Source organism: Neobacillus sp. plas4 (assembly GCF_057221695.1).
This window is the reverse complement of sequence record NZ_CM170152.1, coordinates 4,028,600-4,054,797: the sequence shown is the minus strand read 5'-3', so window position 1 is coordinate 4,054,797 and position 26,198 is coordinate 4,028,600. Positions and strand designations below refer to the sequence as shown.

General features: G+C 37.9%; 27 protein-coding genes and 2 other annotated features. Of the genes, 18 read left to right on the top strand and 9 right to left on the bottom strand.

Annotated features, from left to right (window positions below; translation table 11 throughout):
- Positions 1 to 28: 28 nt before the first annotated feature.
- Positions 29 to 1,861 (bottom strand): DNA ligase D, encoded by a 1,833-nt coding sequence (locus AC2TFD_RS20305; protein WP_484673839.1) that lies wholly within the window; start codon positions 1,859 to 1,861, stop codon positions 29 to 31.
- 108 nt (positions 1,862 to 1,969) lie between these two features.
- Here AC2TFD_RS20305 and ku point away from each other — a divergent pair, with 108 nt between their 5' ends.
- The 4 genes from ku to AC2TFD_RS20285 all read left to right on the top strand — a co-directional run bounded on the left by ku (position 1,970) and on the right by AC2TFD_RS20285 (position 4,773).
- Entirely contained in the window at positions 1,970 to 2,869 is a 900-nt protein-coding gene (gene ku / locus AC2TFD_RS20300; RefSeq protein ID WP_484673838.1) for a non-homologous end joining protein Ku, read from the top strand.
- A gap of 130 nt (positions 2,870 to 2,999) precedes the next feature.
- Positions 3,000 to 3,962, top strand: a complete 963-nt coding sequence (locus tag AC2TFD_RS20295; RefSeq protein ID WP_484673837.1) for a nucleoside hydrolase — start codon at positions 3,000 to 3,002, stop codon at positions 3,960 to 3,962.
- A gap of 238 nt (positions 3,963 to 4,200) precedes the next feature.
- Complete coding sequence (cspD, locus tag AC2TFD_RS20290) at positions 4,201 to 4,401, top strand: cold-shock protein CspD (protein WP_283861127.1); 201 nt, start codon at positions 4,201 to 4,203, stop codon at positions 4,399 to 4,401.
- 168 nt (positions 4,402 to 4,569) lie between these two features.
- A complete protein-coding gene (locus tag AC2TFD_RS20285; protein ID WP_335514865.1) occupies positions 4,570 to 4,773 on the top strand; it encodes a cold-shock protein in 204 nt (67 codons plus the stop codon).
- Positions 4,774 to 4,809: 36 nt separating this feature from the next.
- Here the strand turns inward: AC2TFD_RS20285 and AC2TFD_RS20280 are convergent, their stop codons facing one another.
- Complete coding sequence (locus AC2TFD_RS20280) at positions 4,810 to 5,103, bottom strand: DUF6509 family protein (protein WP_335514894.1); 294 nt, start codon at positions 5,101 to 5,103, stop codon at positions 4,810 to 4,812.
- A gap of 331 nt (positions 5,104 to 5,434) precedes the next feature.
- Here AC2TFD_RS20280 and AC2TFD_RS20275 point away from each other — a divergent pair, with 331 nt between their 5' ends.
- The 4 genes from AC2TFD_RS20275 (at position 5,435) to AC2TFD_RS20260 (ending at position 9,546) form a co-directional block, all read left to right on the top strand.
- Positions 5,435 to 7,828 (top strand): DMSO/selenate family reductase complex A subunit, encoded by a 2,394-nt coding sequence (locus tag AC2TFD_RS20275; protein ID WP_484673836.1) that lies wholly within the window; start codon positions 5,435 to 5,437, stop codon positions 7,826 to 7,828.
- Between the two features lie 12 nt (positions 7,829 to 7,840).
- A complete protein-coding gene (locus AC2TFD_RS20270; RefSeq protein WP_335569747.1) occupies positions 7,841 to 8,422 on the top strand; it encodes a DMSO/selenate family reductase complex B subunit in 582 nt (193 codons plus the stop codon).
- 28 nt (positions 8,423 to 8,450) lie between these two features.
- Complete coding sequence (locus AC2TFD_RS20265; RefSeq protein WP_335569748.1) at positions 8,451 to 9,353, top strand: 4Fe-4S binding protein; 903 nt, start codon at positions 8,451 to 8,453, stop codon at positions 9,351 to 9,353.
- A 67-nt stretch (positions 9,354 to 9,420) separates the two neighbouring features.
- Positions 9,421 to 9,546 carry a hypothetical protein gene (locus AC2TFD_RS20260; RefSeq protein ID WP_335515848.1) on the top strand — a complete coding sequence of 42 codons (126 nt, stop codon included), beginning with the start codon at positions 9,421 to 9,423 and terminating at the stop codon, positions 9,544 to 9,546.
- Positions 9,547 to 9,591: 45 nt separating this feature from the next.
- On the opposite strand, the gene bcbE is transcribed toward AC2TFD_RS20260, so the two are convergent.
- On the bottom strand, positions 9,592 to 10,875 hold the full coding sequence (gene bcbE, locus AC2TFD_RS20255; RefSeq protein ID WP_335569749.1) for a bacillibactin exporter BcbE: 1,284 nt from the start codon (positions 10,873 to 10,875) through the stop codon (positions 9,592 to 9,594).
- A 179-nt stretch (positions 10,876 to 11,054) separates the two neighbouring features.
- Positions 11,055 to 11,304 (top strand) — a binding site (T-box leader).
- A gap of 35 nt (positions 11,305 to 11,339) precedes the next feature.
- Positions 11,340 to 11,585 (top strand) — a binding site (T-box leader).
- 67 nt (positions 11,586 to 11,652) lie between these two features.
- Between bcbE and trpE the strand changes: the two genes are divergently transcribed.
- From trpE to mnmH, 8 genes are all read left to right on the top strand, one after another.
- Positions 11,653 to 13,023 carry an anthranilate synthase component I gene (gene trpE / locus AC2TFD_RS20250; RefSeq protein ID WP_484673835.1) on the top strand — a complete coding sequence of 457 codons (1,371 nt, stop codon included), beginning with the start codon at positions 11,653 to 11,655 and terminating at the stop codon, positions 13,021 to 13,023.
- Positions 13,023 to 13,634 carry an anthranilate synthase component II gene (locus tag AC2TFD_RS20245; RefSeq protein ID WP_335569751.1) on the top strand — a complete coding sequence of 204 codons (612 nt, stop codon included), beginning with the start codon at positions 13,023 to 13,025 and terminating at the stop codon, positions 13,632 to 13,634. The genes trpE and AC2TFD_RS20245 overlap by 1 nt, the downstream gene beginning before the upstream one ends.
- Positions 13,606 to 14,631 carry an anthranilate phosphoribosyltransferase gene (gene trpD / locus AC2TFD_RS20240; protein ID WP_335569752.1) on the top strand — a complete coding sequence of 342 codons (1,026 nt, stop codon included), beginning with the start codon at positions 13,606 to 13,608 and terminating at the stop codon, positions 14,629 to 14,631. Before AC2TFD_RS20245 ends, trpD begins: the two co-directional genes overlap by 29 nt.
- A complete protein-coding gene (gene trpC / locus AC2TFD_RS20235) occupies positions 14,632 to 15,417 on the top strand; it encodes an indole-3-glycerol phosphate synthase TrpC (protein WP_335569753.1) in 786 nt (261 codons plus the stop codon). It abuts the gene before it with no gap.
- Entirely contained in the window at positions 15,417 to 16,064 is a 648-nt protein-coding gene (locus AC2TFD_RS20230; protein WP_484673834.1) for a phosphoribosylanthranilate isomerase, read from the top strand. The genes trpC and AC2TFD_RS20230 overlap by 1 nt, the downstream gene beginning before the upstream one ends.
- A complete protein-coding gene (trpB, locus tag AC2TFD_RS20225) occupies positions 16,039 to 17,241 on the top strand; it encodes a tryptophan synthase subunit beta (protein ID WP_484673833.1) in 1,203 nt (400 codons plus the stop codon). The genes AC2TFD_RS20230 and trpB overlap by 26 nt, the downstream gene beginning before the upstream one ends.
- Complete coding sequence (gene trpA, locus AC2TFD_RS20220; protein WP_484673832.1) at positions 17,241 to 18,026, top strand: tryptophan synthase subunit alpha; 786 nt, start codon at positions 17,241 to 17,243, stop codon at positions 18,024 to 18,026. Before trpB ends, trpA begins: the two co-directional genes overlap by 1 nt.
- A 246-nt stretch (positions 18,027 to 18,272) precedes the next feature.
- The gene (gene mnmH / locus AC2TFD_RS20215) at positions 18,273 to 19,352 is read left to right on the top strand and encodes a tRNA 2-selenouridine(34) synthase MnmH (RefSeq protein WP_335569757.1); all 1,080 of its coding nucleotides are present in this window, start codon (positions 18,273 to 18,275) and stop codon (positions 19,350 to 19,352) included.
- Positions 19,353 to 19,818: 466 nt separating this feature from the next.
- Here mnmH and sda read toward each other — a convergent pair whose 3' ends face one another.
- Positions 19,819 to 19,944 (bottom strand): sporulation histidine kinase inhibitor Sda, encoded by a 126-nt coding sequence (gene sda, locus AC2TFD_RS20210; RefSeq protein ID WP_420489045.1) that lies wholly within the window; start codon positions 19,942 to 19,944, stop codon positions 19,819 to 19,821.
- 217 nt (positions 19,945 to 20,161) lie between these two features.
- Between sda and AC2TFD_RS20205 the strand changes: the two genes are divergently transcribed.
- Both AC2TFD_RS20205 and AC2TFD_RS20200 read left to right on the top strand, forming a co-directional pair.
- Positions 20,162 to 20,368, top strand: coding sequence for a DUF6501 family protein (locus AC2TFD_RS20205; protein ID WP_335512343.1), 207 nt, complete (start codon positions 20,162 to 20,164; stop codon positions 20,366 to 20,368).
- 53 nt (positions 20,369 to 20,421) lie between these two features.
- Entirely contained in the window at positions 20,422 to 21,012 is a 591-nt protein-coding gene (locus AC2TFD_RS20200) for a GNAT family N-acetyltransferase (RefSeq protein WP_335569758.1), read from the top strand.
- A 35-nt stretch (positions 21,013 to 21,047) separates the two neighbouring features.
- On the opposite strand, the gene yidC is transcribed toward AC2TFD_RS20200, so the two are convergent.
- From yidC to AC2TFD_RS20175, 5 genes are all read right to left on the bottom strand, one after another.
- On the bottom strand, positions 21,048 to 21,833 hold the full coding sequence (yidC, locus tag AC2TFD_RS20195; protein WP_335569759.1) for a membrane protein insertase YidC: 786 nt from the start codon (positions 21,831 to 21,833) through the stop codon (positions 21,048 to 21,050).
- Positions 21,834 to 21,851: 18 nt separating this feature from the next.
- Positions 21,852 to 22,040: a hypothetical protein gene (locus tag AC2TFD_RS20190; RefSeq protein WP_335512346.1), complete on the bottom strand. Its 189-nt coding sequence runs from the start codon at positions 22,038 to 22,040 to the stop codon at positions 21,852 to 21,854.
- Between the two features lie 259 nt (positions 22,041 to 22,299).
- Positions 22,300 to 23,052 carry a pyruvate formate-lyase-activating protein gene (gene pflA, locus AC2TFD_RS20185; RefSeq protein WP_335569760.1) on the bottom strand — a complete coding sequence of 251 codons (753 nt, stop codon included), beginning with the start codon at positions 23,050 to 23,052 and terminating at the stop codon, positions 22,300 to 22,302.
- Between the two features lie 61 nt (positions 23,053 to 23,113).
- Positions 23,114 to 25,339 (bottom strand): formate C-acetyltransferase, encoded by a 2,226-nt coding sequence (pflB, locus tag AC2TFD_RS20180; protein WP_484673831.1) that lies wholly within the window; start codon positions 25,337 to 25,339, stop codon positions 23,114 to 23,116.
- Between the two features lie 327 nt (positions 25,340 to 25,666).
- Positions 25,667 to 26,119 (bottom strand): cupredoxin domain-containing protein, encoded by a 453-nt coding sequence (locus tag AC2TFD_RS20175; protein WP_335518896.1) that lies wholly within the window; start codon positions 26,117 to 26,119, stop codon positions 25,667 to 25,669.
- Positions 26,120 to 26,198 lie beyond the last annotated feature (79 nt).

Sequence of the window (26,198 nt, the reverse complement as noted above, 5' to 3'; positions counted from 1 at the left end):
ATTATATCCAAGTTACTAAGGCGAATAATTATTTATTCGCCTTTAACACGTCCAAGACTGGTACAAAGTTTTGAATCGATTTGGTTTGAAAGTAATTTTTAAAAGGATCCCCTTGTTTCCGAATCCGGCTTAGGGCATTTTCCATAGTAAAATCTATCGGATTTAGTTTCTCATCCACTTCTTCCCAATAAAGTGGGGTGGCAACCCCGGCATGGTCATTTCCCCTCATTGAATACGGTGCGACAATTGTTTTTCCTTCACTATGCTGGACATAGTCAACATATAGTCTATTTCCACGGTTTTTCTTCATTCGCTCAATGGTAAATGAATCAGGATCCTTCGAAATTAAATAATCAGCAATAAAGCTGGTAAATAAACGTGTATCATCAAATGAAAATGTGTCTTCAGGCAAAGGCAGATAAATTTGCAATCCCTTATTACCGGATGTCTTGATAAATCCAATCAGATTTAATTGGTCAAGAACCTCTTTGATTAACAATGCTGCTTTTACCGCCATTTGAAACGCGTCTTTAGAGGGGGGGTCTAAATCAAAGACAATTTCACTTGCACCCTTACTCTGAATGGTTTGAAATGGTATATGGTATTCAATGGCCAGCTGATTGCCGAGCCATATCAAGGTTTTTAAATTGTTACAAACAATATAATCAATTCCTTCGGATTGGAAAGTATTCACAAAATCAGGTGCATAATCTGGGCAGTTTTTTTGATAAAAAGGTTCGCCAAACATCCCATGCGGATATCGAATCACGGTTAAGATACGGTTTTCTAAAAATGGCAGCATATAGGGAGAGATTTCCCTTAAGTACAGAATAAAATCAGCTTTTTGGATATCACGGTTTTTCCAAAGCGGCTTATCGGGATGGGTAATATCCAAGTCCTCAGGTAAGTTTTTTTGCTTAAAAATGAATTGATCATATGTACATTCATCCGGTTTACTATCAAAGCGGAAACGGTGAAAATGAGGTTCCCGCAGCTGATTATCATATAGCTCTAAATATTTTACTTCAATACAAATAGCAGGCTCAACATAAATGAATTGATTGTCTTCACTCACCATATTTTGCTGAATGGTACTTTGAAGTGCCTGCTTTTCATCCGGTTTAAAGCCAAACAGCACTTGTCCAATCCCATATATTTTCCCTTCTCTATAGACACCTAAATAAAAGTATCCATTTGATTTTTCGTACGCAGTAATAAAACAGCTGACATATTTCCAGTTTTTATATTTTAACCACTGTAACGATCGCTTTCCTTCCTCCCAAAGGCTGCTTTTATGCTTAGCGATAATACCCTCACCATCATGTAAAACAACATTTTCCCATATTTCTGAAAAATTTTGATAAGCCTTTACTGGTTGAAGCAGATAATTATTATAAGGGTCTGCTTCAATGGGCAGACCAATATCGGTAAATAGTTTAAGCAACATTTCTTTTCGTTTTTCAAAGGATTTAGAAAGCAGGGATTTCCCCTCCAAAACCAGGAGATCAAAGACCATTAGTCTGCAAGGAGATTTTACTGCTTGTTCGGTAATTTTCTTTGCGGCCTTAAGTCTGCCGCGTACCTGAATACTTGAAAAGTTCGCTTTATAGGGATTCTCCAGCCAAACTAATTCGCCATCAAGTTGGAGAGGAAGAAAGGGTTGAAATTGTTCCTCAAAAGAACTTAGAAATTCAGCTATTTCAGGGAACTGTGGCAGCAAAGGCTTATCATTTCTACTGGTTAACGTAATCCCGTTGTGATCCCAATTTAAAATTGCTCGAAAACCATCGTATTTAACCTCGTACAGCCAATCAGGATTCGGTGTCAGATCAAACGTTAGCGTTGGCAGCATCGGCTTCATTTTTTTGTTTCCTTTCTTTTTCTTTATATTGTCCTTTACCAAATGTTTTTAGGAATGTAATTGAAAAAGAAAGCAAAAATAATAACAAAAAGATTGGAGAATACCCAAATGCATACGATGTGGAAAGGCAGTATTAGTTTTGGATTGGTAAATATCCCGATAAAGCTTCATACTGCTACAGAAGACAAAGACATAAAACTACGGACCTTGCATAATAAATGTCATGCACCGATTAAATACGAAAAAATATGCACAGCATGTGAACAGGAAGTTAAACCAGAGGACATTGTCAAGGCGTATGAATATACAAAAGGAAAATTTGTTGTCCTCGATCATGAAGATTTGGAAAAGTTAAGGAAAGAAAACGAAGAGAAGGCAGTAGAAATCATTGATTTCGTCAAAATAGAGGAAATCGATCCCATTTATTTTGACCGCAGTTATTATATGTCGCCAAATGAAGGCGGAGGTAAAGCATATTCCCTGCTGAGAAAGGCATTACAGGAGTCTCAGAAGGTTGGGATTGCAAAAATTATTATTCGATCAAAAGAGCAAATGGCCGTTATCCGTGTTTATGAAAATACATTGGTGATGGAAACCATTCATTTCCCTGACGAGGTTCGCCGTGCTGGGGATGTACCCAATGTCCCAGCAGATGATAAGGTAACTGAGAAAGAATTATCTACGGCTATTATGCTGATTGATCAGTTAACATCTGAATTTGAACCTGAAAAATATACCGATGAATATCGAACTGCATTATTAGAGTTAATTGAATCCAAACGACAAGGCCAAGAAACTGTTACACCTGTTGCAAGAGAGACACCATCGAATGTTACTGATTTAATGGCCGCCCTTCAGGCATCTATTGACCGTACAAAGCCAAGTATGGAAACAACGGTAAAAAAAGGAACTGCTTTAAGGAAAGAACCTGCATTAAAAACAACAACAGCAAAAAAACCTGCAGCACCAAGAAAAAAAGCTGCACCAAGAGTGAAAAAAGAAGCATAACTAACAACAACCGATTCGATTTAATCGAGTCGGTTTATTTGAGTATTAAGCATCGATAGTACTTACAAACTAATCCTTAGCATAAAATTATGGGAGAATACAAAATTTGTAAAGGTACGGGGGAGAGACAATGGCTTATCATGTGCTTTTGTTTGCGGATCCTGGAATAGATGATTCCTTTGCTATTATGTATGCATTAATGAACCCAGATATTGATCTTGTTGGTATTGTAAGTGGATACGGAAACACACCGAGAGAGAAATCTGTAAAAAATACTGCCTACTTATTAAGCCTAGCAGGGAGAGAGGATATTCCAATCATAGCAGGAGCTGCTGGCCCCTTATCAGGTGAACCTGTTCAGTATTATCCGGAAATTCATGGACCAGAGGGATTGGGTCCAATTAAGCCGCCAGATACATTGCAAAATGTAAAGGTACATGATTTTACGAAAATATTAGAAATCGTTAATGAATATGCAGGCAGACTTATTATTGTGAATATTGGCAGATTAACAGAACTGGCACTCGTGTTTATCGTATTTGGGGATGACGCTTTAAAAGATGTCACTGCTTTTTATATTATGGGTGGCGCTTTTTTAGTTCCAGGTAATATTTCAGCAGAGGCTGAAGCGAACTTCTTTTCCGATCCAATTGCAGCCAAAATCGTCATGGAGAAAGCTTACAATGTTTTTTTATATCCATTAAATATTACGAATAAAGCCATTATCACGTCGGAAGTGATGAATTATCTTGGTGAAAATAGTCCGACCCCCTTTAGGCCATTATTGAAACCTGCCTTTGATTATTATTTTAAGGCCTACCAAAAAAATATCCCGGGGCTTCAGGGTGCGCCATTACATGATGTTGTTCCTTTAATGGCTATTACGAATCCTGAATTGTTTAAGTATATTCCTAAAAGAGTAAGAGTGGAGGAGTTTGGAAATTCCAAAGGAAAAAGTATTGCAGATTTTCGCCCGAAGCCAGCTGAAGAACCTTCGGAAACCTTAGATTTTATTGGGATGGAAGCAGATTTTCAGAAATTTGTTTCCAATTTCATGGAAATTTTTTTACAAGGTAATTTTGAAAAAAAATAATGTAATAATATATATAGTTGACTGCTAGTATGCTATACTGTAAATTTAATTGACTTTTAGAGAAATAAAGGTTATGATTAAGGTACGCTTTTAAGTTCGTTTAAAATAGGTTTTAAGTTTAAGTAGTCGTAACTGCACATAACGTTGGTGATGTCTATTACCTGGAAGTGCATTGCGGCTTTTTGATTTTTTAAATGGTTATAAACTTAAAGTGAACAAATCTTTGGGGGTACTACTCATGAATAACGGTAAAGTAAAATGGTTTAATGCAGAAAAAGGTTTTGGATTTATCGAAGCTGAAGGCGGTCAAGATGTATTCGTACACTTCTCTGCTATCCAATCAGAAGGTTTCAAATCTTTAGAAGAAGGTCAATCTGTTTCTTTCGAAATCGTTGAAGGCGCTCGTGGACCACAAGCTGCTAACGTTGTTAAAGCTTAATTTGAAAAATAAAATGGTGGTGCAAGGAAAAGGCATCACCTTTTTATCTTTATAAATGGCTGTTTTCGTAATTTAAGAAAAGAGCTTAATAAAAAGATGATTTTTTTCCTCACATCTTGATCAAGGTGTCAAGAAACAGTTTTGCAAATCGTACAAGGGGTGATCATTTTGGCGTTTGGTAGAAGAAATGATGAAGAAATTAAGCTAGAAGAAACTAAAATTTGGAAATGTAATTCAGAAAGCTGTAAATGCTGGATTCGTGACAATTTTAAGAGCACTGAAGTGCCCCTCTGTCCAATATGCAAAAGTGAAATGAGTCTTACCACAAAAGAATTAGCGGTAATTCATAATCATAGTAAAAACTTTATGTAATAAATAAGAAAAGCAGGGGGATTCCCCTGCTTTTTCTTATATATCAATGTTTTCATTACAATAATTAAACACTAACAATTCTTCATCTTCTTCCAGTTCAAAGTCTAAGACCTTGTCGGTTCCTCTTTCATAAAGATGATAGTTAGAAATTTTTGAACCATTATCATCCACTACAAAAAGTACCCTTATACCAATTCCTTTATCAGTATAGAGTTCATCCTCTTCGTCTACCTCAATGTCTATAAAAAATTCAAAGCGGTCACCGCTTAATAAACCAAATGGATCTACAAGTTTTTCAACTGTATGGCCAGTAATGTTCAATGAAATCATCCTCTTCAAAATATTTTCCTTTTATATTATATACATATTTCGAGCATTACTAGAAATAAATGACACGATTCAGCTATAAATGTTATCAAATTATGGATAATACATATGAAATAAATGTGAACGATCTGAAATTTAATATTTATTTAAGAACTTTACATTAAAATTGAATTATAAGAGCGGAAGGAAATGAAGAAGTGGACCAAAGAATAATTATGTGAAATTATTCACAATGGTAGAAGGGTATATATGTATGTAAAACTACATAAGAGCTGTTCCATACTGAGTTCCAATCGTTTTTACAAACTAAAGCAGGAAACGGAGGCATTAAGATATGTCTGAGGGCAGTCCTTTAAAAAATGTATTGAAAAATAAAATGCAGCGCAGGACCTTTTTAAAATGGTCTGGGGCAATTGGTGTTCCGGTTATCGCCGGCGGTGTAGGGACCAAATTATTGATAGATAAGCAAAAGGTTGAGAAAGCGGCTAGTGCAAGTGATTGGGATAGGGTTGTTTCTACCTGTAGTGTTAATAACTGTGGTGGTCGTTGTGTCATAAAGGCTTATGTAAAAGACGGAGTTGTAGTACGAGTGGCGACAGATACACAGGATAGCAGTGATCCATCGATTCCCCCACTCAGAGCATGTGTACGTGGCAGGAACTATCGAAATCTTCTCTATCATCCGGATCGCCTTAAGTATCCTATGAAACGTGTCGGAAAACGAGGTGAAGGAAAGTTTAAAAGAATTTCATGGGAAGAGGCTGTAGAAACTATCGCTTCTGAGGTGAAACGGATCGGGGATAAATATGGCCCTGAATCAAGATATGATAACTACTCATCAGGTCAGTGCTGGGGGCTGCATGGCGGCAGTACAGCAGTAAGAAAGTTGTTATCCGTCACCGGTGGTTTCCTCAACTTTCGAAATGATTACAGTTCCGGGGCAGGAAACGTTGCGACACCATACACCTATGGAACCAATAATTCTGGCAGCAGTTTCGATTCCTTGCTTCATTCAAAATACATTATTTTATGGGGGCAAAATCCATCCGAAATGATCTTCTCAACCCCCTATCGTGAATATTTACTGCAAGCAAAGAAAAATGGAGCAAAAATAGTCGTTATTGACCCTAGATATACGGATACAGCAATAACTTATGCAGATGAATGGATACCGATAAAACCGACAACGGATAATGCAATGATGGATGCGCTGGGTTATGTAATCGTCACAGAAAACTTACATGATCAAGCTTTTCTTGACAAGTACTGTGTAGGGTTTGACGGTGAACATATGCCTGAAGGAGTAGCAAAGGAAGAGTGCTTGAAAAGCTACCTATTAGGTGAGAAAGATGGGGTGGCTAAAACACCGGAGTGGGCAGAAAAAATTTGCGGAGTTCCTGCAGAAAAAATACGCGAAATTGCAAGAAATTATGCAGCCATTAAACCAGCTGCACTAATACAAGGCTGGGCAGCACAACGCCAGGCATACGGTGAGCAATTCATGCGCGGTGGTGCTCAGCTGGCTTGTTTAACAGGTAATGTTGGAAAGTTAGGCGGCTGGGCTGCAGGAACAGGTTATTGGAACCGTTCGAACATTGTTTATCCTATATCTTATGAAAACCCAGTAAAGGCTTCAATCCCTTGTTTCCTCTGGACAAAAGCAGTAGAACACGGAACAGAAATGACAGCAGCGGATGGGCTGCAAGGAACCGAAAAATTATCAACGAATATAAAGCTGATTTTTAATATGGCTGGAAATATGCTTATTAATCAGCATGCAGATATTAATAAAACGAAACAGCTTTTGGAGGATGAGAGTAAAGTAGAATTTGTTGTTGTCAGTGATCTCTTTATGACTCCGAGTGCGAAATATGCAGATATCATCCTTCCCGGAACAACTTTCTTTGAACGATATGATATCGGTGTACCGTGGTGTTTTGGAGATTACGTAGTTTTTGGTGATAAAACCATAGATCCCCTCTATGAATGCAGAGACGAATATGATGTGTTTGCAGAAGTGGCTGAAAAACTAGGTGTTAAGGAGCAATATACTGAGGGCAGAACCATTCTCGATTTGGTAAAAGAAAGTGTAGAAAGAACAAGAAAAGAACTAGATCCTGCCTTTCCAACTTTTGAGGAATTTCGAAAAAAAGGGGTTCACCATTTTACATATGATGAGCCGCTAGTCGGCTTTAAGGCCCAAATAGATGACATTGAGAACAATCCTTTTGAGACACCTTCAGGCAAAATTGAACTGTTCTCAAAGAAATTATGGGACATGAACCAACATGAAGAAATTCCAGCTATCGCAAAATATATTCCTTCCTGGGAAGGACCAGAGGATCCATTAATTGAGAAATACCCATTGCAGCTAATTAGTTGGCATTATAAGCGCAGATGTCATTCTACCTATGATAATATGCCGTGGCTTGAGGAAGCTGCCAAGCAAGAAATGTGGTTAAATCCTAAAGATGCTGAGAAGCGTGGGATAAAGGATGGAGATAGAGTTAATGTATTTAATGAGAGAGGCAGTTTGTTTATCGATGTGAAGGTTACTGCACGTATCACTCCAGGAGTGGCAGGTATCCCTCAGGGGGCTTGGTATACACCTGATAAGTCAGGTGCTGACCAAAGGGGATCGGTAAACGTGTTAACCTCGCAGAGACCAACACCACTTGCAAAATCAAATCCACAATTAACAAACCTTGTTGAAGTGAAAAAAGCGTAGGGAGTGACAATCTTGGTCCAAATAGGATTTTATATCAATCAGAGCATTTGCCAAGGATGTAAGGCATGCAGTGTAGCATGTAAAGATAAAAACAATACAAAAGTTGGAATCAACTATCGCAGGGTTTACACGAAAGAGGAAGGGACCTATATGCAGCAGCCAACTGGAGGGATTGTTCATAATGTAATGTCGTTTTATTTTTCCATTTCATGCAATCATTGTGAGCAGCCAGTCTGCGTTCTAAGCTGTCCAACAGGTGCGATTACTAAGAGGGATGAAAATGGGGTTGTTACGATTGATAAGGAAATTTGTGTTGGAACACAGTTATGTGTGAAGGCTTGCCCTTATGGTGCTCCTCAATATAACAAAGAGACTTTTAAATCGAATAAATGTAACTTTTGTATCGATCTCCAGGAAAAAGGTGAAGACCCTGTATGTGTTGCAACTTGCCCGTTGGGAGCAATTGAATATGGTTCAATAGAAGAGCTTCGAAAGAAATATGGAAACATTAGCCAAATTAAAGGAATGCCAAGTGCAACAATTACGAAGCCAAACCTTGTAATTACACCGCACAGGGATGCAAAATTAGTTTAAGATTTCAAGTTAATGAGTTGGTGATATCATGTCGATCCTCGTGAAATGGCTGGAAAGCATGCATGAAGAAATGAATGTTTCCACTAAATGTTCCAGAGTACAAAATCGAAAATCAACTTGCAGTTTTTGTATAGAAAGATGTGAGCAAAACGCCTTTGAGATAAAAGACCATCTACTCGTCTTAGATACAAAGAAGTGTACGATGTGTGGTGAATGCATTATTGCCTGTCCATTATCAGCTCTTGAAGGATTGGTCAGTAACCGGGTTTTTCATAACCGAAGCTTAGTTTATGACCCGAACTATACACCTGAGATAAAAGAACTGCTCATTTATAAAAAAAGAGGAATGACATCGATTCAAGTTAGTAAGCAGCCATTGAGCACGGCATGGGAAACTGTATTATGTGATACAAATGAACAATTACAATTACTTGATGAATGTCCTATTATTGTTGTGGAAAAGGTAAGGGATGAGGTGTTATCCAGAAGATCCTTCTTTGGTTCTTTTCAGAAAGAAGGGAAACAACTGGCTAAAAAGATGGCTCCAGCCTCCTGGAAGATGGAGAAGGATGACTGGAAGCTGACAAAATATTATCCAGATTTTCAATTTTTCTCTGTAGAGTTGGACAAAGATAAATGCACACTGTGCCAGGCTTGCTTTTCACTCTGTAAGGAAGAAGTATTTCAACTTAAGGATGGCACCCTTCAGATTGAAAACAATAAATGTGTAGGATGCCTCTCTTGTGCGGAAGTTTGTCCGGAAAATGCGATTGAGATTTTAGCAGGTATAAGTGGAAAAAGTGAACGAGTAGAGAACGTTTATCAAAAGAATTGTCATGATTGCGGGCATAGTTTTTACTCCTTTTATGCAGAAACAACAAAGTGCCATGTATGTCTGAATAGAGATCCCGATTGGTTGAGTCCGTATTAGTATTTTTCGCATGATTTTGTTCCATTTGGTTAAATTATAGCCATCTTGATATTGGGTGGTGAGAATATTGACGAAACGGAATATTAAAACAAAATCTGGTTTACAAAGTGCCAAAAGCCTTTTGAGCGAAGAATTTGCAAATGAAATGACTCCACAAAACAAAAAAGCTAAAAAATCGAAACCAAACACATAGTTTTCAAATGAACATAAAGCGCTGGGAAAGTGCCCAGCGCTCGTTTTAATGTGCTTTTTTCTCACTGGGCTTGATTGCGAATATTGCCACAAATGCTGCTATAATACTTAGGCCGCTGAGCGTAATGAAAATCCAATAATTATCCTGTTTCATTAACAACGCAATAATCGGAGGGCCGGCTGCAACTCCGATAAATCTCATCGAGCTATATATAGAGGAAATTGTTCCTCGCTCCTCTTTCTCGATTCCTGCCGTAATTAAGGCATCTAGACACGGCAGACCAATCCCGATACCGATCCCGGCTATAAGAAACATACTTAGCATAAACCAAAGTTTAATTGAAAACCAAAGTGCCGCTATAGCTAGGGCTGCCGCAACAATACCTCCGAAAGTCAGCCATTTCATTAGTACCTTGTTATCCTTGATAACTTTTCCTGCAATAAACGATGATAAACAAAGCGCTCCAAGTGGCAGTGCAAGTAACAATCCTTTTTTTAGATCTTTTATCCCATATTCAGTTTCAAAGATTTCAGAAAGGTAAAATAATATGCCAAAAAGAACTAACATTAAAATACCGCCAATAAAAAAAATCGCATATAACCATTTTCCTTTTTCCGTAAATGTTTGTTTAATATTTGTAAAAAATTCCTTAAATGGAATAGCTTTTGCTTTTGACTTTGGACTTTTAACCAACAACATTACCATTATGACCGATATTGTACAAAAGACTGGAAATGAAAAGAACGGTAAAAACCAAAAAAAACCTGCTAGTAAGGAGCCCAAAATCGGGCTTAGAACTTTGCCGAAAGTATTCGAGGTTTCAATTAATCCTAGACAACTGCTGACATCATCTTCATTTTTAAACATATCGCCAACCAAAGGGAGTACAATTGGCATAGCTCCAGCTGCTCCCACACCTTGGAGCGCACGTCCGGCTAATATTACCCAATAGGCGTTTTCCAACTTCCAAGCGGCCCATCCAGAAATTAAACCGCCAATTCCAGCTATAATTAGACTGGGGATAATAACCTTTTTCCTTCCAATATGATCTGATAAATACCCTGCAACTGGGATTAAGAAAATGGCAACGATGGAATAAACCGTTATAATCATGCTCGTTTGGAAGGCAGTGATGGATAATTCTTTTTCCATTGAAGGCAGTACTGGTATTAACATCGAATTGCCAAGTGTCATAACTAATGGAATAGATGAAAGCGAGAGAATCGCCCACTTTTGTTTAGATAACTCACCTGTTTTTTTCTTTTTTCCAGCTGAGGAAGATTTGTTTCTCACCTCTGAATCCGGGAATAATCGTTCTGTAAAATCCATGATCTTCTTTCCCCGCCTTCATAATGATGTGCTAACGTTAATATTGACATCTTTATTTTAAAATAACTATCTAATAACAATCCTTTAAATGGAATAAAAAAAAGCTCACCTAAATTGAATTTTCTAATAATTAGTGTTGACAATAAGATTCAAAATGGTTTAATATAAAAATCAATAAGTGAAGGGCATTGATGAAGAGTAGTAACTTATACGGATTCTTTAGAGAGCTGATGGTTGGTGCAAATCAGTGTAGACGTATTAGTGAATGGACTTCGGAGCCTCCAAACCGAACCTCCTATAGGGTCAGTAGGCTTTGGCGAAGATCTCATCGTTAAAAGAGACAGATATTCAAGCAAATGCTTCGATATCGGTAAAGTGAGCTGATTTATTAGCTAATTAAGGTGGCACCACGGGTCTTCCGTCCTTTTAGGATGGAGGGCCCTTTTTGTTTTTATAAAAAAATAATTAAATCTGTGAGCAAGAGTAGTACACTTATTACATTCTTTTCAGAGAGTCGGGGAAGGTGAGAGCCCGGTAAGAATGGATTTGTCGAATGGACTTGCGAGAGGCTTCCTGAATTTACAGTAGGGCAGCACGGACTTCCACCGTTAAAAGGATAGGATATCGAGTGATAGCTCTGTATCTAAAAGAGAAAGCTGACATTCAGCTTCAAAGGGAGGTGGCACCACGGTCTAAGAATCGTCCTCTATATGCATAAAGTTTTTTATGCGTATAGAGGACGATTTTTTTATTTATTTACGAAAGGATGAATGGTACATGAAAACAAAAAGCGGACTTTTCATAAAAGAATTAAAAGGGGATACATTCACTCCTATTTCCATACTACAGAAAATTAGCGGAGATAAAAAATTTTTATTGGAAAGTTCACATAAATACCACGACTCTGGCCGGTATTCCATAATTGGATCTGACCCGGCATTTGAACTCATATCTTCGGGTGATTCCAATGAAATCTTATATCGAAATGGAGATAAAAATGTTTTAATAGGAAATCCACTTGAACTGATTAAAACATTGCTCCCAAAAATAGATGAAGCACCTTTCCCGTTCATTGGCGGGGCAGTAGGGTACGTAGGTTATGACATAATCCGTCAATTTGAAGTCATTGGTGAAGAATTTCCGAACGGTCTGCAAATGCCCGATGTCCATTTGATGTTTTATGAGGTTGTTATCGTTTTTGATCACCTTGAAGAAAAAATAACAATTTGTGGTCTTCCTTTAACAGATGATAGTGAAATTGAAAAAAGGATCGATCAAATAATTGTAGAACTGAAACAACCAGTAATTTATCAAGATGATTCTCCATTCGAATTTACAGGCTTTCAGTCAGAAACATCGAAAGAAGATTTTATAAAAAATGTAGAAATTGCGAAGGAGCACATCAAAGCTGGCGATATTTTTCAGGTGGTTCTCTCTAGACGGATGAAATCACCGTATCATGGCACACCGTTATCACTTTATCGCAAGCACCGTGCTCACAATCCAACGCCTTATATGTTTTATATTGATTTCGCTGGTTACACGGTAATAGGTTCATCACCTGAAAGCCTTATAAAAACTCAGGGATCACAGGTTTTCTCAAATCCAATCGCAGGTACAAAAAGAAGAGGAAAAACAACTGAGGAAGACCAGCTAATTGCAAAAGAATTGAAGAGTGACGAAAAAGAATTAGCGGAACATAAAATGCTCGTTGATCTCGGACGTAATGACTTAGGAAGAGTTTGTGAATTTGGCTCTGTAACTGTTGATAAGTATATGGAGGTTGAAAAGTTTCGGCATGTCATCCATCTCGTATCAGAAGTTAGCGGTACGTTAAAAGGAGAACATAGCAGTCTTAATGCTTTGGCAGCATGTCTCCCCGCAGGCACTGTATCAGGGGCACCGAAAATCAGGGCGATGGAGATTATTAATAAATTGGAGAAATCAAAACGAGGTCTTTATTCCGGTGCAATTGGTTATCTATCTGCTAATGGAAATATGGATTTTGCCCTGGCGATTCGAACGATGATACTAAAAGACAACACTGCTTATATACAGGCAGGTGCAGGAATTGTCCATGACTCCAACCCTGAATCTGAGTATGAAGAAACCATAAATAAATTAAAAGCCTTTTTGGAGGGTGAATAATGATTTTACTTATCGATAATTTTGACTCCTTTACGTTTAACCTTTATCAATATTTAGGTGAATTAGGTGAGGAAGTAACTGTTATTAGAAACAACCAGGTTACAATCCAACAGATAAAGGATATGAATCCGAAAGCCATTATTTTGTCACCGGGTCCTGGAAAACCAGAAGATGCAGGAATTTGTATTGAGGTGATTCAGAGTTTATATCAAGAAATTCCTATATTAGGAATTTGTTTAGGTCATCAAGCTATAGGAGCAGCATTTGGCAGTGAAATAAAAAGAGCTGAATATATAAAACATGGAAAAACATCGCAAATCACCCATATTGGCAGTGGAGTTTTTACGTATTTAACTTCCCCATTAGAAGTAATGCGCTACCATTCCTTGGTAATAGCTAAGGATAGTCTATCACCCGATTTGGAATGTGTCGCACATTCACTAGATGACCAAGAAATAATGGCAATCAAGCACCGTTACTACCCAGTATTCGGTTTGCAATTCCATCCTGAATCGATTGGTACACCAAATGGAAAGCAAATGTTGCAAAACTTTTTAACTGAAATAGAAGGGAAGAAGAGAAATGAAAAACTTTTTACTCCAATTAGCTGAAGGTGAATCTTTCTCAGAACCACAAATGAAAGAGGCAATGGACTTAATATTAGGGGAAGAGGTATCTGAAAGTGAAATTGCAGCCTTTTTAATGGGCTTAAAATCAAAAGGTGAAACAGTAGAAGAAATTACTGGAATCGTCAAGGGTCTTAAGGAGAATACACTCCCATTTCGTGAGAAGTTTCCGGATGTTTTAGATAACTGTGGCACCGGCGGAGATGGTTCTTCGAGCTTTAATATAAGCACTACATCAGCATTTGTAATTGCTGGAGCTGGTATTCCTGTGGCAAAGCATGGAAACCGCAGCATTTCAAGTAAAACAGGCAGTGCAGATGTACTGGAATATCTAGGCATTAATTTAAATTTACCTGTTGAGCGTACAGAAGAAATTCTCCATGAACTAGGAATTGCCTTCTTATTTGCGCCGCATGTACATCCAAAATTAAAGAAGATTATGACGGTTAGAAGACAATTAAGAATCCCTACGGTATTCAACTTTATTGGTCCACTTACCAATCCTATGGATTTGGACTACCAAGTACTTGGTGTTTATCGAAAAGACTTATTACCTGTATTTGCAGAAGTTCTGCAAAACCTAGGACGTAAACGTGCAGTAGTCATTAACGGAGCAGGATCAATGGATGAGGCGTCCCTGCAGGGTGAGAACTATCTGACTTTATTAGAGAATGGAGTTATTTCCACTCAAACCTTTGTACCAGAAGAAGTAGGACTTCCTCAATATGATAACAGCACGATTAAAGGCGGAGATTCTAAGGAAAATGCGGAGATTCTTAAAAAGGTTCTTTCAGGCGAAAAAGGAGCATGCCTTGACACTGTGTTATTAAATGCAGGAATCGGCATTTATACAAGCGGAAGGGCAGAAAGCATAAAGGATGGTATTAACATTGCTAGAGATGTAATTGATTCAGGTGCTGCCTATGAAAAGTTACACCAATTAATTGAATTGACAGCGAAAGCGGAAAGAGAGGCGATATAAGTGGAAACGATATTAGATCGGATAATTAAGGAAAAACAAAAAGAGGTCCTAAAACTTCGCGAAGGAGATTTGATAAAAGTAGAAGCGAAGCCAAAACGATCCTTTATCCAAAAATTACAGAATGCAGATGAAATTGCAATCATCTCCGAATTCAAACGTGCTTCTCCATCTAAAGGAATGATTAACAATGGAGTGGAACCTGCAGATCAAGCAACACACTACGAAAAGGCAGGTGCATCGGCTATATCCGTACTGACAGATACCACCTTTTTTAAAGGTTCATTTGCGGATTTAAAAGCGGTGAGGGCCGCAGTTGATCTGCCCATCCTTTGTAAGGATTTCATAATTGATTCTATTCAGATTGATCAGGCGCAAGCATTTGGTGCAGATATCATTCTTTTAATTGTTGCAGCACTGGATGAGAATACGCTGTCAAAACTGTATCAATATGCAAGAAGCTTGGATTTAGAGGTGTTAGTGGAGGTCCATAATCAAGAGGAATTAGAAAAAGCACTTAACCTTGGTGCCCAGCTGATTGGCGTTAATAATCGTGATTTAAAGACCTTTAACGTATCGCTTGACGTAACAGAGTCGCTTGCAAAATCAATAAAGGATATGGGTGCCTTCCTAATCAGCGAAAGTGGAATCCACCACAAGGAAGATGTGGAACGGGTACGCAATGCGGGAGCAAATGGAATTTTGGTCGGGGAAGCATTAATGAAGAGTCCAGATCTTGCTCAATCCTTCAGAGATTTCAGATTGCCGCTAAATGGAATGTTGAAATAATGAAAGTGAAAATTTGTGGAATTAAGGATCTTACTACCGCTTTGGCTGCGATCGATTATGGTGCTGATGCAATTGGTTTTGTTTTTGCAGAAAGCAAACGAAAGATCAGCGCCTCAAAAGCAAAAGACATCATAACTCATTTACCAAAAGAGGTGTTAAAGGTAGGGGTGTTTGTTAACGAGACAAAAGACAAGATAGAGGAAATTGCTGCAGCTGCAGGACTCACACATGTTCAATTACATGGGGATGAAACACCTGCTTTTAGCGAATCTCTATCGTTACCGGTCATCAAGGCAGTAAGTATTGAGAAAGATCTAAATTTAAAGGAAATAGAAGATTATCCTTGTGAATACTTGTTGGTGGACGGTCCGAAAGGGAAATACAGAGGGGGAAATGGCTTTGCCTTTGATTGGAACAGTATTACTGCAAAGGATCTTAAGGGAAAAAAAGTCATTCTAGCCGGAGGATTGCATGCAGAAAATGTCAAAGAAGCCATTAAGCTAATCCAACCATACATGGTCGATGTCAGCAGCGGTGTTGAAAGTGACGGAAAAAAGGATCTGGATAAAATCCAGACATTCATTAATAAGGCTAAAGGGAGCCAAACAGGAGGAACAAGGAATGAATTCATATACACTACCGAATGAAAAAGGGCAATTTGGTATTTATGGCGGAAGGTTTGTACCAGAAACGTTGATGAAAGCAGTTCTAGAGTTGGATGAAGCTTATAAAATTGCAAAAGATGACCCAAGCTTCCAAGCAGAAATAAATGGATACTTATCGGAATATGTCGGGAGAGAGACACCGCTTTATTTCGCAAAAAATCTTACAAAATATGCTGGCGGTGCTCAAATTTATCTTAAGCGAGAGGATCTGAATCATACAGGTGCTCATAAAATTAACAATGCCATTGGTCAGGCACTTTTAGCGATTAGAATGGGTAAAAGAAAAATTGTTGCTGAAACGGGTGCAGGTCAGCATGGTGTGGCGACCGCAACAGTATGTGCATTGTTGAATCTTGAATGTATTATTTTTATGGGAGAAGAAGACATCAAACGACAAGCGTTAAATGTCTTCCGTATGGAGCTTCTTGGAGCAAAGGTTGTTAGTGTTACCTCCGGAAGCGCCACCTTAAAAGACGCAGTTAATGAAGCGTTACGCTACTGGGTTGAGCATGTGGATGATACTCACTATCTTCTAGGGTCAGTTATGGGACCACATCCATTTCCGGTTATGGTAAGAGATTTTCAGAGTGTAATTGGCAAGGAAACAAAACAGCAGTTTTTTGCACAAGAAGGAAGGCTTCCAGAAGCAGTCGTTGCCTGTATCGGCGGGGGCAGTAATGCTGCTGGAATGTTCCATCCGTTTATTGAGGACAAAGAAGTACGTCTAATTGGAGTGGAGGCAGCAGGACAAGGGGTAGACACTGCTTTCCATGCCGCATCACTGACAAAAGGAAAACCAGGAGTACTGCACGGGGCATTAATGTACTTACTGCAAGATGAGGAAGGCCAAATTATAGAGGCACATTCTGTTTCGGCGGGGCTTGATTATCCAGGAGTTGGACCTGAACATAGTTACTTAAAAGACAATGGAAGAGCAGAATATCATTCCATTACAGATAAAGAAGCTTTAGACGCATTTCAGCTTCTCTCAAAACTAGAAGGAATCATCCCAGCACTTGAAAGTGCTCATGCCATCGCATTTGCGGTTAAACTTGCTGCTGAAATGAAGGAAACAGAGAATATCGTAGTATGCTTATCCGGTCGGGGGGATAAGGACGTAATGGCCGTTAAAGAAAGGTTAGAAAGGGAGAGAGTATAATGAATAGAATTGAACAATCATTCAAGATGTTAAAAGATCAGGAGCGGAAGGCTTTTATCCCCTATATTATGGCTGGAGATGGCGGGCTAAGCAACCTGACAGAGCGTCTTATTACGTTAGAAAAATTCGGTGCTACACTCATCGAAATTGGCGTTCCTTTTTCTGATCCAGTTGCAGACGGTCCGACCATTCAACAAGCGGGCATAAGAGCGCTCCAAAATGGAACAACACTAAGAGGAATCATTAAAGAACTTGCAATGGCAAGGGATGTGGTGTCAATTCCTATCGTCCTTATGACATATTTAAATCCTATCTATGCCTATGGGATATCCGCATTTGCACAAGATATAGCGAACGCTGGGATAGACGGCTGTATCATTCCTGATCTTCCGATTGAAGAGGAGGACCTAATTGCAGATGAATTTGAAGACCTAGGAATTGAATTGATTAGACTTGTTACGTTGACCTCTCCAAAAGAAAGAATCAAAGAAATTTCAAGTCGAGGCAATGGATTTTTATATACAGTTACCGTTAAAGGGATCACGGGAACGAGAAACGAATTTGATCAAGAAGTAATAGAATTTTTAAAGACTGTGAAAGAAATTAGTCCAATTCCGGTAGTTGCTGGGTTTGGAATATCAACTGAAAAACAAATCCACGAGCTAACAGCCCATTGTGATGGAGTGATTGTCGGAAGTAAAATCGTCGATTTATTATATAAGGATGATTTAACTGAGTTGGAGAGCTTTATGTCTGTTCTTAAACCTGAAAAAAACGTCCGGTAATTTTTTTCAAGTCTGCCCCATTGTGGGTGGACTTTTTTAATTGGCAAAAAGCAAAATGTAATAGCATGTATATCAATTGGCAGGATTGTATTCTTGATACCATCGTATATCTCTTATATAATTAGACTATACTTTTAATGAACTTCTAGCATTTATGTATTAGGGATATCCCTTTCTGTTTTGATTTTAAACTTCCATTTTTGGAAGTTTTGTTTGTTTTATAGAAAATTTGAGGAGTTAATATAAATGAAGGATATTACAGTTGAGGAACTACTAACGAGGAAGAATACAATCATCATTGATATTCGTTCACCTATTGAGTTTAAGGATGGTGCAATTCCTGGGGCAATTAATATTCCTTTATTTACGGATGAAGAGCGAGAGGTTATTGGTACCATCTATAAACACGAAGGACAGGCAGCAGCAAAATGGCGGGCAATGGAGTTTGTTTCACCTAAAATTCCTAGTCTTCTGAAACAAATTAAAGAAGCGATGTCAGACGGGGAAGAATTAGTGGTCCATTGTTGGCGCGGGGGAATGCGCAGCAAGGCAGTTGTTACCTTTTTAGAGTTTGCAGGTATCTATGCTATGAAATTAGAAGGCGGTTATAAAGCTTACCGTCAATTTATTCTAAAAGAAATCCCGACTATGTTTCCAGAAACAGCAGTTGTATTACATGGTTTAACAGGTGTAGGTAAAACGGAGGTCTTGAAAAAATTGAAGTCACTGTGTTACCCGACACTAGATCTTGAGGAAATGGCTGCACATCGAGGCTCTATTTTTGGAACGATTGGGATCGGGGAAGGTAATAATCAAAAGATATTTGATTCACTTTTATACAAGGAACTCCAAGAAATAAAAGGTTCTGCTTATTTTGTCATGGAAGCAGAAAGCAAACGAATTGGGAAAGCCGCTCAGCCAGAAGAGCTTATGAATAAAAAAATGAAGGGTATCAATATATACATCCACACACCTTTAGAACAAAGAGTTAAGCAATTAGTGAATGAATATGTCTTGCCCTATCAGAATGAACCTTGGTATCACAGTCAAATCTCGATTGGAATTGAAAAAATTCTAAGACGGATAAAAGATAATGACATAAAAAAAGCATTAATTCATTCATTAGAAAATAAGGAATATCAAGGGATGATTGGTATTTTGCTCGAACATTATTACGATCCGCGCTATGATTATGCAACCCACGAATATGATGGGAAATTCATCGATATCCATGCAGATGATTCGGACGATGCCAGCATGAAAGTGATAGCGGAATTAGATAAGCTAATGGTAAAAAAGAACAAGGAAATTAAAGGGAGAATCTGAGCCTGTATTGGGAAAATTTCATATTTATTTCATGGAATTGTAACGAATGAGCGAAAATTCTAAATTCTTCCACAGCTATTTTTCCTTATTAGATATTATAATAGAAGTATAATCTCTAATAGAAAGGAAGCTTGCTTAAAATGAGGGCGTCAAAATTTCACCACCACCGCTTGGTTGATTGTCAGGAACATGTTGCCTATACAACGGAAGATGGTATTAATATGTTCAGTAGAAGTACCATAATTCAAACTTGCCTAAATTGTGGACATACGGAATTACCTAGCGAGGTAAAAGAATTAATCGACTCATCTCAGAGCGAAAAAAGGAAGAACCCTTTATTCCCAACTAAACTGTTTGAATTAACAAAAGGATTTTTATAACTGTTTTAAGGCCGGATTACCGGCATTTTATTTTTGTATGAAAAAGCCGCCGATTGCTCGGCGGCTCTTAAGTATGAAAGTATCATTTATTGATTTTTAAATGGCCTCAATCCACGACGTTTGATTTCATCTTTTAATATCCTTATCCATTCTTTTTCCTTTCCAGATTTTAAAGCATCCCGATACGTTACCACCAACAGCTCGTTACTCATTATTTTCAATTTGACAAGCCCTCCTCGGAATAGTGGATTGAATATTCAGTTTTTAATATTGTAATCGTTTTCTTAACATTTGAGAACCTTTTTCACAAATTTGTCATATTAAAAACATTAAAATATTTATTATGACACCAATGAAATATAGTTGCACTACACTGTTCCATTTGATTATACTTAGGAATAGTTATCAACGGAAAGGAACGGTGCAAGCATGATTCATTTAACATGGCGTGAGCGTGAGACCGTAAAAAAAGTAAAATGTGTCCATACAGATGCAAAAAAATATATTGTAAATAATGCCCTAACGGCTGGAAAAACCTATGAGGTTAAAAATGAAACCGAAGAGTTTTATTATATTATCGACAATACCGGAAAAGTAGGCGGATTTTACAAAGAATATTTTCAAAATCTTGACTGATGGCTCACGCCTACAGTCTATTTTTTTACAAAGAAACGGGAGGATATGGAGAAATGGAGTTGTGGAATGAGCTTTTTGAGTTAAAAGGGGAAATGGTACGATTAGTTCCAATCAGCCTCGAGCATCTCGAAGGATTGTGGGAAGCAGCTAAACACGACAAAATATGGACCTATATGGCTACTACGATAAGAAGTAAAGATGAAATGGAGAAGATGATTGTTTCAGCTATGCTGAATCGGGAAAAAGGGATTGATTACACTTTTACAGTTGTGAATCAAGAGGACCGCATTATTGGCAGTACCCGATATCTTGATATTTTACCAGAACATAGTAGTGTAGAAATCGGCTCTACTTGGTATCGTCCGGAATTTTGGAGAACAAGAGTAAATACAGAATGTAAATACCTGCTTTTACGACATGCATTTGAAGTCTGGGAACTAAGGCGTGTTCAACTTAAAACAGATTCCAGAAACCTCCGTTCACAAGGTGCAATTGAACGAATAGGTGCAGTAAAAGAAGGAACACTCCGGAAGGATCGGAAAATTTCTGGTGGATATGTTCGTGATACTGTCTTCTATAGCATTCTTCAAGAGGAGTGGGGAACTGTAAAGCAGGAATTAGCAAGGAAACTTAGTGTACAGTAAAAAGAAGCATTGAGCTCCAATGCTTCTTTTTACTATTACGAATTTGTACTAGCATTCATTTCTGTATTTTTTACTTTCCGATATAGTTTTCTGCTTAACCAGGTTTGTAGAATTAAAAACGTACCGCCTACTGCCCAATATAGCGGTAGCGCTGCCGGTGAACTAAATGAAAACATGACGATCATGAGTGGAGACAACAGCCCCATAAATTTCATTTGCTGTTGCTGAGCAGCTGGCATACTAGACTGAGAAACTTTAAATTGGAAATAATAAATCACACCCGCAAGCAGGGTAATGATGATATCAGGGTCTCCAAGGCTAAACCATAGGAAACGGTGACTTGCAATCTCTTCAGAACCACGAATCGCATAATAAAATCCTGTAAGAATTGGCATTTGAATCAAAAGGGGTAAACAGCCCATATTTAAAGGATTGACACCGTGCTTTTGATATAGACCCATCAGTTCCTGCTGCAACTCTTGTTTCTTTTTTGAATCTTTTTCCGCTTTTAGCTTGGCTTGAATAGCTTCCATTTCTGGTTTCAGACCATCCATTTTTTCTTTCATATCCATTTGGCTTCTATATTGCTTAAGCATAAACGGCATTAATACAAGTCTAATAAGTAGAGTAATGAGAATAATAGATAATCCATAGTTTCCATTGAACAGCTCCGCTAAATAGTGAATAGAAACAATAAACGGTTCAACAAAATACGAATGGAAAAATCCGGTGTTTTTGCCGTCTGCTGCTGAACAGGCTGAAAGAAAGAAAGTCATTAATGTTATCAGTAGTATTGTCAGTAAAGAACGCTTTTTTATCATATTTCCTCCTAGGGTTGTTTAAGTTGTTTTTACTTGGTATAGGAAGGAGGAAATAGGTTCATCTGTATCATCCTGTGAACTTTCTTTTCTACGAATGTATTTAAAAATTCGAATAAGAATAATATTGCTATTTACAGAGCCATTCTTTTTATAGGTTAATAATGGGTGATTTATTTTTGTATGTGCAGGCTCGCTTATGGAACCCATAAAGCAATACTCCACATTCCACGCCCAAAGTAATTTAATAATTACCCCAAAATATAAACTCAGATAAATGGTTTCTAATGCGTTAGTATCAGTAAAATCAATGAGCAGCTGGTACAAAAATAATCACCTCGCTTTTTGCTGTTAATGTTATGAGTATAATGGAGATGAAGTAAAGAAGCAATTGAATTCTACTGGGAAAAACATTGTAGAAATATTCATTCAAAATAAGAAAAATGCTGCCTTCTAAGCAGCATTTTTCTTATTTTGTCATTAATGGTTTGTTCCAGTGGGTAGTAATCATTTTGTAGGCGAAATCTACGTTTTCCTCTGATGGTGGCTCAACATGATGTAATGGATATTCAAGTCCAAGTGCCTCCCATTTATAAACTCCAAGCTTATGGTAGGGAAGAATTTCGATCTTTTGTACATTTTCCAGTGTACCAATAAATTCTCCAAGCTTTTGAAGATCCTGAGGATCATCGGAAACGGTAGGAACCAGAACATGGCGAACCCAAACGGGTACTTTATGGTCAGATAAAAACTTGGCAAATTCAAGAATATGGTCATTAGCCATCCCGGTTAATTGAATATGTTTTTTGCGGTTGATATGTTTTAAATCCAGTAAAATCAGGTCTGTATACTGTAATAACTCTTCAAGCTGTTCAATAAATAATTTAGAATGCGAGAAACAGCCTCCAGAAGAGTCGATTGTAGTATGAATCCCTTTCTTTTTACATTCTTTAAACAATTCTATGAGAAATGGCAGTTGTAATAGTGGTTCCCCGCCACTAACCGTGATTCCTCCACCAGAGGACTGAATGAAGGGAAGGTAGGACATAAGATCATCCATGATTTCGGAAACAGACATCTGCTTGCCGCTGCCGATTTCCCATGTATCAGCATTATGGCAAAACTGACAGCGTAAAAGGCAGCCTTGTGTAAAGACAACATATCGTATACCTGGTCCGTCGACAGTTCCTAATGTTTCGATAGAATGAATATTTCCGTTCATGATGATGATCCCCCTTTATTTTTAAAGCAGGAGCCCTTTTAAAAGAGCTCCGTATTACGAATTAAAGTGATTCGTGGAAAGTACGATTGATTACATCTAATTGCTGTTCTTTTGTTAATTTGATGAAGTTAACCGCATATCCAGAAACACGAATAGTTAATTGTGGATATAATTCTGGATGTTCCATGGCATCCATTAATGTTTCCTTATTAAATACGTTGACATTTAGATGGTGACCGGTTTTAATGGCATATCCGTCTAAGATAGAAACTAAGTTGCGAACCTGACTTTCTTCTTCTTTTCCTAATGCTTTCGGAACGATAGAAAAAGTATTAGAAATTCCGTCCATTGCTGAGCTGTATGGCAGTTTAGCAACGGAAGATAGAGAAGCAAGTGTACCTTTGGTATCACGGCCATGCATTGGGTTTGCACCTGGTGCAAATGGTTCGCCAGTACGACGGCCATCCGGTGTATTTCCAGTCTTCTTACCATATACAACGTTTGAAGTAATCGTCAAGATTGACATAGTATGAACGGAATCACGGTAGGTTTGGTGCTTACGCAGCTTTTTCATAAATGTTTCTACGATCTCCACCGCAATGCTGTCAACCCGATCATCGTTGTTTCCGTATTTAGGGTAATCGCCAGTTATTTCAAAATCAATCGCAAGACCGTTTTCATCGCGAATGACTTTTACTTCACCATATTTGATGGCACTTAAGGAGTCAGCTACAACACTTAAACCGGCAATACCTGTTGCCATAGTACGTAAGATTTGAGTATCGTGTAATGCCATTTCAATTCTTTCGTAGCTGTACTTATCGTGCATATAGTGAATGACATTTAGGGTGTTGATATAAAGACCTGCAAGCCATTCCATCATTAGGTCAAACTTTTGCATTACTTCCTCATAGTTCAATACTTCAGAAGTGATTGGCTGATATTGTGGACCAACTTGGATTTTTAGTTTTTCATCTACACCGCCGTTAATGGAGTAGAGCAGGGCTTTTGCAAGGTTTGCACGAGCGCCGAAGAATTGCATTTGTTTGCCGATTTCCATAGCGGAAACACAGCAAGCAATACCATAATCATCGCCATATTCAGGACGCATAATATCATCATTTTCATATTGGATAGAGCTTGTTTTAATTGACATTTTTGCACAATACTTTTTAAAGTTTTCAGGCAGCTGTGGTGACCATAAAACAGTTAAGTTTGGTTCTGGAGCTGGACCTAAATTATCTAATGTGTGCAGGAAACGGAAAGAGTTCTTTGTTACAAGTGAACGACCATCTTGAGCCATACCGCCAATTGATTCAGTTACCCAAGTTGGGTCACCGCTGAATAATTCATTATAATCAGGAGTACGAGCAAACTTCACTAAACGTAGCTTCATAACAAAATGGTCAACCAGCTCCTGTGCTTCTACCTCTGTTAAAGTGCCATTTTCTAAGTCTCTCTCTACATAAATGTCTAAGAAAGTTGATACACGGCCAAGACTCATTGCGGCACCGTTTTGCTCTTTAATAGCGGCTAAGTAACCAAAGTATAACCATTGGAATGCTTCTGCAGCTGTTGTTGCTGGCTGAGAAATATCAAAGCCATGACTGCTGGCCATTTCTTTTAATTCATTTAATGCACGAATTTGCTCAGCGATTTCTTCACGAAGACGCATATTGTCTTCTGTCATAACTTTGCTTGTATTTTTTTTATCTATTTGTTTTTCGTTGATTAAGAAATCAACACCATATAATGCAACACGACGATAGTCACCGATAATTCGTCCGCGGCCATAAGCATCAGGAAGTCCTGTTATAATCGCAGCTTTACGAGCAAGTGTCATTTCGTCTGTGTATGCATCAAAAACACCTTGGTTGTGAGTTTTACGGAACTCAGTAAAGAATCTTTCGATTTCTGGGTTTAACTCATAACCATAAGATTCTAATGCAGCTTTAGCCATGCGGATTCCGCCGAAAGGCTGCATTGAACGATTAAATGGCTTGTCAGTTTGTACACCAACCACTTTTTCAAGTTCCTCATTAAGGTAACCAGGAGTATGAGAAGTAATAGTAGATACTGTTTCAGAATCCATGTCAAGGACTCCGCCTTTTTCACGTTCCTGTTTTGTTAATTCCATTACTTGTTCCCAAAGCTTGTTTGTTGCGTCAGTTGCACCTGCAAGGAAACTGTCGTCACCTTCGTATTGATTATAGTTTTTAAGTATGAAATCACGTACGTTAACTTCTTTTGTCCAAGTACCTTTTGTGAAACCTTTCCATTGTTCCATGTTTATTCACCTCGTAAGTTTATATAAAAAGTTACTATTACAGTGTTTCTTTCTATTTCTTAACTAGAGTGTAACAGATTTTTTGTGAATGCAATCGCACATATTGTTAACAAATTGTGAAGTCATGTTTATAAGGGTTTTTTCGTGGCTTGTTTTGAACTTTTTATGAACGAATTCTGAAAAGGGGAAATCTGTACTATAATTATTTTGATATCTGTTTAATCTGTTATATAAGACAAACACAATGATATCAACACGTTCATAGTGGAAACCTATGAAACAGATATCAACTTGCAATGAAAAAACAGGAGATTGAATCTCCTGTTTTTAATCGACAATAATATCCGCAATCATAGGACCATTATGGTCTCTGTCACTATGGATTTCACAAATCAATCGATAAGTCCCTTCTTTATCAATTTGCAGAGGGATCATAGTTTCTTCCCCTTTTTTAACAGTTCCTTTAATGTCAGTCCCTTCAATATAAAATGGATGTTCTTCTCCATTAATTCCGTTGATGTACAAGTTTACCTTTTCTCCCGTTTCAACATTAATAGTCCCTGGATCCCAGCGGTATACCTCAATTTCCTTACCATCTTTCATTTTAGATTTATACTCAACCGTCACCATATGAATTTCTCTAGTATTTTCGTTAGAAATTTGATTGAAGACTGCGGTATCGCCGGCTTTTAACATAAACCATGCAGAAATGATTACTAGTAAAAATGCCGTAGCTAAAATAAACACAAGTGTATCTTTCTTTAAAACTAAGAATTTCATCTTAAACCTCCTCAATAATTTGTCCTATATCATGTTTATGCAGACAAGGGAGGGAAACTTGTCTCTTTTTTATAATTTT